The organism is Ideonella sp. B508-1 (assembly GCF_000333615.1).
Classification (GTDB): domain Bacteria; phylum Pseudomonadota; class Gammaproteobacteria; order Burkholderiales; family Burkholderiaceae_C; genus Ideonella.
Window position 1 is genome coordinate 1 of the sequence record NZ_BADL01000058.1, and the last position, 9,132, is coordinate 9,132.

The window sequence follows — 9,132 nt, forward strand, 5'->3', positions numbered from 1 at the left end:
CGCATGACCAGAGCCCGGCCGCCACAAGCGGCCGGGCTTTTCATTTCTGGGGTGGACTCAGCGCAGGCTGCCGACGTAGCGGGCCTGGGCCGACGGGCGCGTGACCGTGCCTGAGCGGGACAGGCGGCTGTCCTCGAAGCCCGAGGCCCGGTCGGAGCGTTCCGCGCTGCGCGTCGCCGCGGCTTGCGGCGGCGCGGGGAAGAGGGCCGCCTGCAGGCGCTGGCCCCATTCCATGAGCTCGGGGTGGGCGGCTTCGGCCAGCGCAATGCGGATGACCTCCCGCGCATATTCGGCGCTGCGCAGCATCCACTCCACGTCGGTCACCCGGCCGATCTTGCGGCGCATGACCACATGCAGGTGGGCGGCCACGGCCAGCTTTTCGCTCTCCAGCATCTTCACACCTCCTGTTGCAACGACCTCATGCCCTGACGGCGTTCCGCCCGGGCCCTCACTCCACCCGTTCGCCGTGCTGGCTCAGATCCAGCCCGTCCTGTTCCTGCTTCTCGGTGACGCGCAGACCGATCACCCAATGGACGATCCACAGGATCAGCGAGGTCACCACGCCGCTGTAGACCAGGGTGGCCAGCACGGCCAGGCCCTGGGTGGCCACCGATCCCTCGACGCCGCCGATCTTGGGGTCGGCCAGCCAGCCTGTCAGCAGGGCTCCGAGGATGCCGCCCACCCCGTGCACACCGAAGACATCCAGCGAGTCGTCCGCACCCAGCAGGCGCTTGAGTCCGGTGGCGCCCCAGTAGCAGCCCACCCCGGCCACCGCGCCGATCAGCACGGCCGAGGCCGGGCCCACAAAGCCCGAGGCCGGCGTGATGGCCACCAGCCCCGCCACGGCACCGCTGCTCAGACCCAGCAGGGTGGGGGTCTTGCGCACCAGCCATTCGGCCAGCATCCAGCTCAGCGCCGCGGCCGCGGCGGCCAGCTGGGTGGCCAGCATGGCCATGCCGGCCCGTCCGTCGGCCGCCGCGGCCGAGCCGCCGTTGAAGCCCATCCAGCCCACCCACAGCAGGCAAGCTCCGGTCATCGTGTAGCCCAGGTTGGAGGGCATCAGCGCCACCTGGCCGTAGCCGCGGCGCGGCCCCAGCACGAAGGCCGCGGCCAGGCCGGCGATGCCCGCGTTGATGTGGACCACGGTTCCGCCGGCGAAGTCCAGCGCGCCCCGCTGTGCCAGCCAGCCGTCGGGGGCCCACACCCAGTGCGCCACGGGGGCATAGACCAGCACCGACCACAGCCCCATGAACCAGAGCAGGCCCGCAAAGCGCATGCGTTCGGCGAAGGCGCCCACGATCAGTGCCGGCGTGATGATGGCAAAACTCAGCTGGAACATGCAGAACACCGCTTCCGGCACGGTGGGGGCCAGCGGGTGCACCGACACCAGGTTCTTCACCTTGTCGAAGTCGAGGGTGCGCAGCCAAGTCGATTCCGGCCCCCCGATCCACGGCGTGCCGGGCATGAAGGCCAGGCTGTAGCCGGCGACGAACCAGATCAGGGTCACCAGGGCGGAGACGGCCAGCACCTGGGCCATGGTGCCCAGGATGTTCTTCTTGCGGACCATGCCGGCGTAGAAGAGCGCCAGGCCCGGCAAGGTCATCAGCAGCACCAGGGCGGTGGCGGTGATCATCCAGGCGGTGTCACCGGCGCTGATCTGTTGCGCGCTCAGCAGGGATGGCAGACCCGGGGTCGGGGGGGCGGCGCCAGGGGCCGCGTCGGCCGCCCAGACGGGGGCCACGCACGACAGCACGCCCGCTCCCAGACCGGCGACCCGCGGCCACCGTCCCCATACTGCCTGTCCCATGCAACGTCCTTCGATTGTTTTGAGGATTTGTGTCCGGACGTAGCAAATCCCGGGCCTGCGCTGGGTGATCGGTTGCCGGGTCATTGGCAGCGCTTTTGCACCAAGACAGGTCGAACCTTCGGGGTTTGAACCCCAAGGTATGCTGCGGCCCCGACTAGCGGAAGAACCTTCTTGACCACCCCGACCCTGACGCCCCAGATGGCCGGCCTGCTGGAGCGCATCCGGCGGACCAAGCGCCCCGCGTTCCATGAGCTCTCACCCGAGATGGCCCGCGCCGCCTATGGCGTGGCGGCCGAGGTGCTCGATCTGCCCCGTGCGCCCCTGGCGCGCGTGGTATCGGTGCAGGTGCCCGTGGCGCCGGGGGTTCAGTGCGCTGCGCGCCTTTTCGCGCCCTCGCACGAGCGCCTGCCCGTGATGCTCTACTTGCACGGCGGGGGCTTCGTGATCGGCGGGCCGGACACCCACGACAGCCTGTGCCGGCAGTTCGCCCTGCGCGCCGGCGTGGCCGTGCTGTCGCTGGACTACCGCCTGGCGCCGGAGCATCGCTTTCCGGCCGCGGTGGACGACAGCTTCGCGGCCCTGCGCTGGTTGGCCACGGAAGGCGCGGCCGCCCTGGGGTTGGACGGCAGCCGACTGGCCGTGGGCGGCGACAGTGCCGGGGGCACCCTGTCGGCGGTCTGCGCCCTGATGGCGCGCGATGCCGGGCTGCCGCTGGCGCTGCAACTGCTGATCACCCCGGGCACCACCGCCCATTGCGACACCCGCTCCCATGAGCTGTTCGCCAACGGCTTTCTGCTGGAGGCCGACAGCATCCGCTGGTTCTTCGACCACTACATCGACGCGGCGCACCGCACCGACTGGCGCTTCGCCCCGCTGCTGGCCCCGGACGTGGACGGCGTGGCACCGGCCTGCTTCATCCTGGCCGAATGCGACCCGCTGGTGGACGAAGGGCTGGCCTATGCCGACCGCCTGCGCGCCAGCGGCGTGGCGGTGGATCTGGAACTCTACCGGGGCGTGACCCACGACTTCATCAAGCTCGGCCGGGCCATCCCGGAGGCCGAGCTGGCCCAGGCCGCTGGCGCGCAGGCCCTGCGACGGGCGCTGCTGGACGCCTGATCGGCGTCAGCGTCGCCGGGTCATCGAGGGCAGGGGCAGCCCCGTCGGGGGCCAGGCGTCCAGGCGGAAGGCGCGCTCATCGGCGATCGGATGCTGGCGTTCGATCATGTGGGTGGTCAGCTTGCGGCCCTGGGCCTCGCAGACCAGCAGGGTCGAACAGCGGGTGCCATAGCGTCCGTCGGGGCTGCGGATGAACACCGGTGAAAGCATGCGCTCCACCGCCGGGCCGACACCGGTCTGGGGCAACTCGGTGTCGGGGGCGGGGGTCTCGTCGGCCAGGGCCTCGAACAGCGTGCTGCACAGCGCGGGCAGCGCCAGGTTCTGCCCCAGGGCCGCGGCCAGCCGCTGCTTGATCCGTTCCACCTTGGGCCAGGGGGTGTCCAGGACCGCATTGCTGAGCCCATGGACCCCGCGGGTCAGGCGCTGCGGGTGCGGATGCAGATTGCTGGTCCAGAAGAATTCACCGGCGGGGAAATCCGCAGCCAGCAGGTTGAAGGGGGCATGCCCGCTCAGGGCCGTTCGAGGCCAGAAGCGATCGGCCGGCAGGTCGCCCCGCAGCCAGCCCAGCGGGATCTGTCCCCGCGAGGGGGCATCGGGGTCGACCGCAAAGGGTTGCCGGACATTGGTCACCAGGGCGAAGCGGCCGGCTTGACTCAGTCCCATCCAGGTGCCGCCGGCCCGCAGATCCCGTCCGGACAGCACGGGAGGGCCTTCCGGCCAGGGGGACCACCAGTCCAGCGCCTGGCTGGGGCGGTCCATGTATTCGTCGCGGTTGGAGGCCACCACCAGGGGGTAGCGGCGGCTCAGGCCCAGCGCGACGCCTACGAGGCACATGGCACGAACCTCTCCACATGGCGAGGCCCCTGCACCCAGGGTTGGACATCCCGGGCGGCTTCGGCCAGCGCGGTGTCGAAGTCCAGGTTTGCCCTGGCTTTGACCGAGGCGGGGGCGCGCGGCGTGAACCGGTAGGTCTCCATCAGCGTGAGTCGTCCTGCTGCCGTTCCGGGCGCTTCCAGCCGCTGCAGAACGCGGGCACTCAGGCCGGGCCAATCGTGCTGCAGACGCTGCTGAAAGCCGATGACGGCTTCCAGTGCCTGGGGCAGGTCAGCCGTCGCGATCTGATAATAGATGAACCATTCCGCCGCCAGCCGCCCGGGCGGCGGCGCTTCGGCCGGGCTTTCGTGACTCATGCCTCATCTTGAGGAACGGCATAGGGCAGGGCGCGCACCTGCAGGGCAGGGCCCTGGGCACTGCCCAGATGCAGTTCGCCGGCCAGCGCGGCGCGCTTGACCTCGGCAAAGGCCTCCCAGCCCTGGCCATCGGCCGAGGCCGCCAGTGCGATCTGGCCCGCGGGCTGTTCAGGCTCGCTGGCCAGGAAGATCTCCTGCCCGGCCTGCATTGGGGCCTGGGTCGCCAGCAGGGCGCCACGGCGCTTGAGCGTGCCGCGGTACTGGCTGCGGGCCACCACCTCCTGGCCGGGGTAGCAGCCCTTCTTGAAGTTCACGCCGCCCACCAGTTCGAAGTTGACCATCTGGGGCACGAAGGCCTCGCTGGTGGCCGCGACGATGCGGGCCACGCCGCTGCGCACCTCCAGCACTTGCCAGGCCTGCAGGGACAGCGCGGGCAACTGGGCCGGGGTCTGGTCGGCCGGGCCGGCCCACAGGCAGCGCACGGTGCCGTCCACATCGGGCAGACGGACCACCTGGGCGTCCTTCACCCGGCTCACGCCCCAGGCTTGCGCGGGCAGATCGGTGCCCAACCATTGCTGTGCCGCGGGCCCGGCCAGGCCCCACAGCGCCACATCGTCGGCCTGGCTGAGCTTGCACTGCGCGCGCATCACGAACATGGACAGGCGCTTGAGGGTCGGCGGCAGCACATCGGCGCTGCAGGCGAGCAGCCAGTCCTCGGCGCCGGCCACCTGCCAGGCCACGAAACTGGCCAGCAGCCGGCCCTTGGGCGAGCAGTAGCCGGCCAGGCGGGCCTGGGTGGCCCCTGCCGACGCCAGCTCATTGGTCAGCTGCCCCTGCAGAAAGGTCACTGCATCGGCACCGCGGGCCCGGATCAGGCCCCAGTCGGCCAGGGGCACGGCCCCGGACAGCGCGGGGGACAGAGGGGTGTCTTCAGGGGTGGGAGCAGGGGCGGCAGTCATGGCGGCGATTATCATCGCGCCCCATGCTTGAGCAGGATTCAGGGTCTCGCGGCGCGAGGGGTGTGCATACATGATGAAGCGGATCAAGGCCCTGCTGTCGGGCCTGCTGCTGGTGCTGATCGCGGGCGCGGCCCTGGGGGTCTGGTGGGTCCAGCGCCCGCTGCCCTTGCGGGGCGAGCGCGTCGAGGTGTCGATCGAGCCGGGCACGCCCACGCGCGAGATCGCCCGCCAGTGGGTGCAGGCCGGGGTCGACGTGCCGCCCTGGCTGCTGTACGAGTGGTTTCGCTGGTCCGGCAAGGCCCGGCGCATCCAGGCTGGCAGCTACGAGATCGAGACCGGTGCCACGGCGTACAGCCTGCTGGACCGCATGGTGCGGGGCGATCAGATCCTGCAGACCCTGCGCCTGATCGAGGGCTGGAACTTCCGCCAGGTGCGCGAGGCCCTGGCCAAGGCGCCGCACCTGCGGCACACGGTGGATGCGATGAGCGACGCCCAGTTGGCGGTCGAACTGGGGCTGAACGCCCCGACGGTGGAGGGCTGGCTGTTCCCCGACACCTATGCCTACAGCCCGGGCGTGAGCGATGTCACTGTGCTGCGCCGCGCTGCCGAGGCCATGCAGGTGACCCTGGCCCAGGCCTGGGCCCAGCGCGACCCCGCCAGCCCGCTCAAGTCTCCGGCCGAACTGCTCACGCTCGCCTCCGTGGTCGAAAAGGAGACCGGCAAACCCGAGGATCGCCCGATGGTGGCGGCGGTCTTCAACAAACGCCTGCGCATCGGCATGCCCCTGCAGTCGGACCCGACGGTGATCTACGGCATGGGCGAGCGCTTTGACGGCAACCTGCACCGTGACGACCTGACCACCGACACGCCCTGGAACACCTATGTGCGCCGCGGCCTGCCACCCACGCCCATCGCCCTGCCGGGGCGCCAGGCCCTGCTGGCCACGGCCCGGCCGGCCGCATCCCAGGCGCTCTACTTCGTGGCCAAGGGCGACGGCAGCAGCGCCTTCAGCGACAACCTGACGGACCATAATCGCGCGGTGAACCAGTATCAGAGAGGCGGGAGCCGGTGAGCGCGCCCGCACGATTCATCACCTTCGAGGGCATCGACGGTGCCGGGAAGTCCTCGCACATCGAGGCGGTGGCCCAGGCGCTGGAGCAGGCCGGGCACCGGCTGCTGCGCACCCGCGAGCCCGGCGGCACGGAACTGGCCGAGCGTCTGCGCGAGCTTTTCTTGCATGAGCGCATGGACGCGCTGACCGAGGCGCTGCTGGTCTTTGGCGCCCGCCGGGACCACTTGGTGCGCTGCATCGAGCCCGCCCTGGCCGAGGGCTGCACCGTGCTGTGCGACCGTTTCACCGACGCCACCTTCGCCTACCAGGGCGCGGGCCGGGGCTTCGATCTGGCCGTGCTGGGCCAGTTGGAAAGCTGGGTGCAGCAGGGGCGTCAGCCCGACCTGACCCTGTGGTTCGACGTGGCGCCCGAGATCGCCGCGGCCCGCCGGGCCGGGGCCCGGGCACCAGACCGGTTGAGAGCGAAGAGAGCGCCTTCTTCGAGCGCGTGCGCGCCGGCTACGCGGCGCGTGCGCCGGCGTCGCCCCAGCGCTTCGTGCGCATCGACGCCGGCCAGAGCCTGGAGGCGGTGCGCGCCGATGTGCTGGCCACCGTGCGGGCTCGCACGGCCGCGCCCGGGAGCGCAGCGTCGTGATGCGCAACGAGAAGGATCTGCCCTGGCTGGCCGAGCCCCTGGCCGCCTGGCGCGATGGCCAACGCGGCCATGCGCTGATTCTGCACGGCGGCTTTGGCTCCGGCCTGTTCGAGCTGGCCCTGCGTCTGGCCCAGGCCTGGCTGTGTGAGCAGCCGCCCGGCCCCTGCGACCAATGCCCCAGCTGCCACCTGGTGCTGGCGCGCACCCACACCGACCTGAAGGTCGTGATGCCCGAGACCTGGGCGCAGGCCCTGCAATGGGGCGCCAGCGAGGGGGAGGGCGAGCCGGCCGACGGCGAGGGCAAGTCCAAGAAGAAGCCCAGCCGGGAGATCAAGGTCGAAGCCGTGCGCCAGGCCATCGACTGGGCCCACAGCAGCTCCGGCCGCGGCCGTGGCAAGGTGCTGGTGTTCTTCCCGGCCGATGCGATGAACACCGTGTCGGCCAATGCCTTGCTCAAGACCCTGGAAGAACCAGGGCAGGGCGTGCGCATCCTGCTGGCCGTGGAGGACCCGGAGCACCTGCTGCCCACCATCCGCAGTCGCTGCCAGCGCCTGCGCCTGGTGCCGCCGGCCCCGGCCGAGGCGCTGGACTGGCTGAACCGCCAGGGCGTGAAGGATGCCGACACCCTGCTGCAGGCCGCCGGTGGCGAGCCGCTGGCCGCCCAGGCCCTGGCCGCTGATGGCGTGACCGGTGCCCAGTGGAGCAGCCTGCCGGCCCAGTTGGCCCAGGGCGATGCGCGCTGGCTGTCCACCTGGCCCGTGCCGCAGGCGGTGAAGGCGCTGCAGCAGCTCTGCCACGACCTGATGGCCCATGCGGTGGGGGCGCCACCGCGCTACTTCCCGGCCGCCAGCCTGCCACGCGTGGGCGACGCCAGTGCGCTCGTCCAATGGAGCCGCGAACTGGCGCGCGTCAATCGCCATGCCGACCATCCCTGGCAGGCGCCGCTGCTGATCGAGGCCATGATGGCCCAGGGCCGCACCGCCGTGCAGGCAGCTGGCGGCCGGCGTGGCTACACTTGATCCATGAGCGATACCGACAGCAGAAGCCCCGGGCTGCCCGCAGGGGCACCCGCCGTCTCCGGCCGGCCCAGCGTGATCCAGCTGGTGTTCCGCGAGAAGGGGGCGCTCTATGCGGCGTACATGCCCTTCTTCACCGAGGGCGGGCTGTTCGTGCCCACCAACCGCGAGTACCAGCTGGGCGATGACATCTACCTGCTGCTGTCCCTGCCGGGCGACCCGCAGCGTTACCCGGTGGCGGGCAAGGTGGGCTGGCTGACGCCGGCCAACACCTCGGGCGGACGCACGCAAGGCGTGGGCGTGCGCTTCCCCGGCGACGAGAAGACGCGGGCGCTGAGGGTGCGGATCGAGGAGATCCTGGGCACCTCGCTGTCGTCCTCCAAGCCCACGCAGACGCTCTGAGCGCGTCCCATTCCTTTTGCCGGCCGCAGGACGATCCCAGCGGCCATGCCTGTTTCTCCTGCCATGTTCGTCGATTCGCACTGCCACCTCAGCTTTCCTGAACTGAAGGAGAACCTGCCCCGGATCCGCGCCGACATGGCGCAGGCCGGGGTGGGCGCGGCGCTGTGCATCAGCACCCGCAAGGATGAGATTGCCGAGGTGGTGACCCTGGCCGAGACCGATGCCGCCTGGTGGGCCAGCGCCGGCGTTCACCCCGACACCGAGGACGAGCCCGAGATCAGCGAAGCCGAGTTGCTGCAATGGGCGGCCCACCCCAAGGTGGTGGCCATCGGCGAGACCGGGCTGGACTACTACCGACTGAACGGCCGCACGGTGGCCGACATGGCCTGGCAGCGCGAGCGCTTCCGGGTGCACATCCGCGCCTCCCAGGCCAGTGGCCTGCCGCTGATCATCCACACCCGCAGCGCCAGCGAGGACACCCTGGCCCTGCTGCACGAGGCCGCCGCCACCGGGCCGGCGCCGCGCGGCGTGTTCCATTGCTTCACCGAAACCCGCGAAGTGGCCCGTGCCGCCCTGGACCTGGGCTTCCTGATCTCCTTTTCCGGCATCGTCACCTTCCGCAATGCCGAGGAGCTGCGCGAGGTGGCCCGCATGGTGCCGCTGGACCGCTGCCTGATCGAAACGGACAGCCCCTACCTGGCGCCGGTGCCTTTCCGGGGCAAGACCAACACCCCGGCGCTGGTGCCCCATGTGGCGGCCGAGCTGGCCAAGCAGAAGGGCCTGTCGGTGGAGGCGATTGCCGAGGCCACGAGCCACAACTTTGAGCAGCTGTTCGGCGTGCAGCTGCCCACCACGGGAGCGGCCGCATGAAGCGACGCACTTGCTTGCAGGGCGGCGCAGGGCTGCTGCTGGCCGCCACGGGCTGGCCGCACGGGC

Annotated in this window: 10 protein-coding genes and 1 pseudogene; 6 read left to right on the top strand and 5 right to left on the bottom strand. The window is 71.0% G+C overall.

All coding sequences use genetic code 11. From position 1 onward, the window contains the following. Positions 1-57: 57 nt before the first annotated feature. Both I73_RS02710 and I73_RS02715 read right to left on the bottom strand, forming a co-directional pair. Complete coding sequence (locus tag I73_RS02710; RefSeq protein WP_022979213.1) at positions 58-393, bottom strand: hypothetical protein; 336 nt, start codon at positions 391-393, stop codon at positions 58-60. Between the two features lie 55 nt (positions 394-448). Further along, a complete protein-coding gene (locus tag I73_RS02715) occupies positions 449-1,741 on the bottom strand; it encodes an ammonium transporter (protein ID WP_374701938.1) in 1,293 nt (430 codons plus the stop codon). A 264-nt stretch (positions 1,742-2,005) separates the two neighbouring features. Between I73_RS02715 and I73_RS02720 the strand changes: the two genes are divergently transcribed. After that, positions 2,006-2,923, top strand: coding sequence for an alpha/beta hydrolase (locus tag I73_RS02720; RefSeq protein WP_040499454.1), 918 nt, complete (start codon positions 2,006-2,008; stop codon positions 2,921-2,923). Positions 2,924-2,929: 6 nt separating this feature from the next. Here the strand turns inward: I73_RS02720 and I73_RS25575 are convergent, their stop codons facing one another. Genes I73_RS25575 through I73_RS02735 form a run of 3 tightly spaced genes read right to left on the bottom strand, consistent with a single transcriptional unit; the run spans position 2,930 to position 5,072 of the window. After that, entirely contained in the window at positions 2,930-3,757 is an 828-nt protein-coding gene (locus I73_RS25575; protein WP_022979216.1) for an NRDE family protein, read from the bottom strand. Continuing rightward, positions 3,745-4,113 carry a DUF4936 family protein gene (locus tag I73_RS02730; protein ID WP_022979217.1) on the bottom strand — a complete coding sequence of 123 codons (369 nt, stop codon included), beginning with the start codon at positions 4,111-4,113 and terminating at the stop codon, positions 3,745-3,747. The genes I73_RS25575 and I73_RS02730 overlap by 13 nt, the downstream gene beginning before the upstream one ends. Next, complete coding sequence (locus I73_RS02735; protein WP_051048950.1) at positions 4,110-5,072, bottom strand: folate-binding protein YgfZ; 963 nt, start codon at positions 5,070-5,072, stop codon at positions 4,110-4,112. Before I73_RS02735 ends, I73_RS02730 begins: the two co-directional genes overlap by 4 nt. A gap of 73 nt (positions 5,073-5,145) precedes the next feature. Here I73_RS02735 and mltG point away from each other — a divergent pair, with 73 nt between their 5' ends. From mltG to I73_RS02765, 5 genes and pseudogenes are all read left to right on the top strand, one after another. Beyond that, positions 5,146-6,144, top strand: a complete 999-nt coding sequence (gene mltG, locus I73_RS02740) for an endolytic transglycosylase MltG (protein ID WP_026096234.1) — start codon at positions 5,146-5,148, stop codon at positions 6,142-6,144. Then, positions 6,141-6,778, top strand: a pseudogene (tmk, locus tag I73_RS25580) (dTMP kinase). The gene mltG and the pseudogene tmk overlap by 4 nt, the downstream one beginning before the upstream one ends. Further along, positions 6,778-7,797: a DNA polymerase III subunit delta' gene (locus I73_RS02755; RefSeq protein WP_022979222.1), complete on the top strand. Its 1,020-nt coding sequence runs from the start codon at positions 6,778-6,780 to the stop codon at positions 7,795-7,797. The pseudogene tmk and the gene I73_RS02755 overlap by 1 nt, the downstream one beginning before the upstream one ends. Positions 7,798-7,800: 3 nt before the next feature. Then, complete coding sequence (locus tag I73_RS02760; RefSeq protein WP_051048953.1) at positions 7,801-8,196, top strand: PilZ domain-containing protein; 396 nt, start codon at positions 7,801-7,803, stop codon at positions 8,194-8,196. A gap of 63 nt (positions 8,197-8,259) precedes the next feature. Next, positions 8,260-9,066 carry a TatD family hydrolase gene (locus I73_RS02765; RefSeq protein WP_022979224.1) on the top strand — a complete coding sequence of 269 codons (807 nt, stop codon included), beginning with the start codon at positions 8,260-8,262 and terminating at the stop codon, positions 9,064-9,066. Positions 9,067-9,132 lie beyond the last annotated feature (66 nt).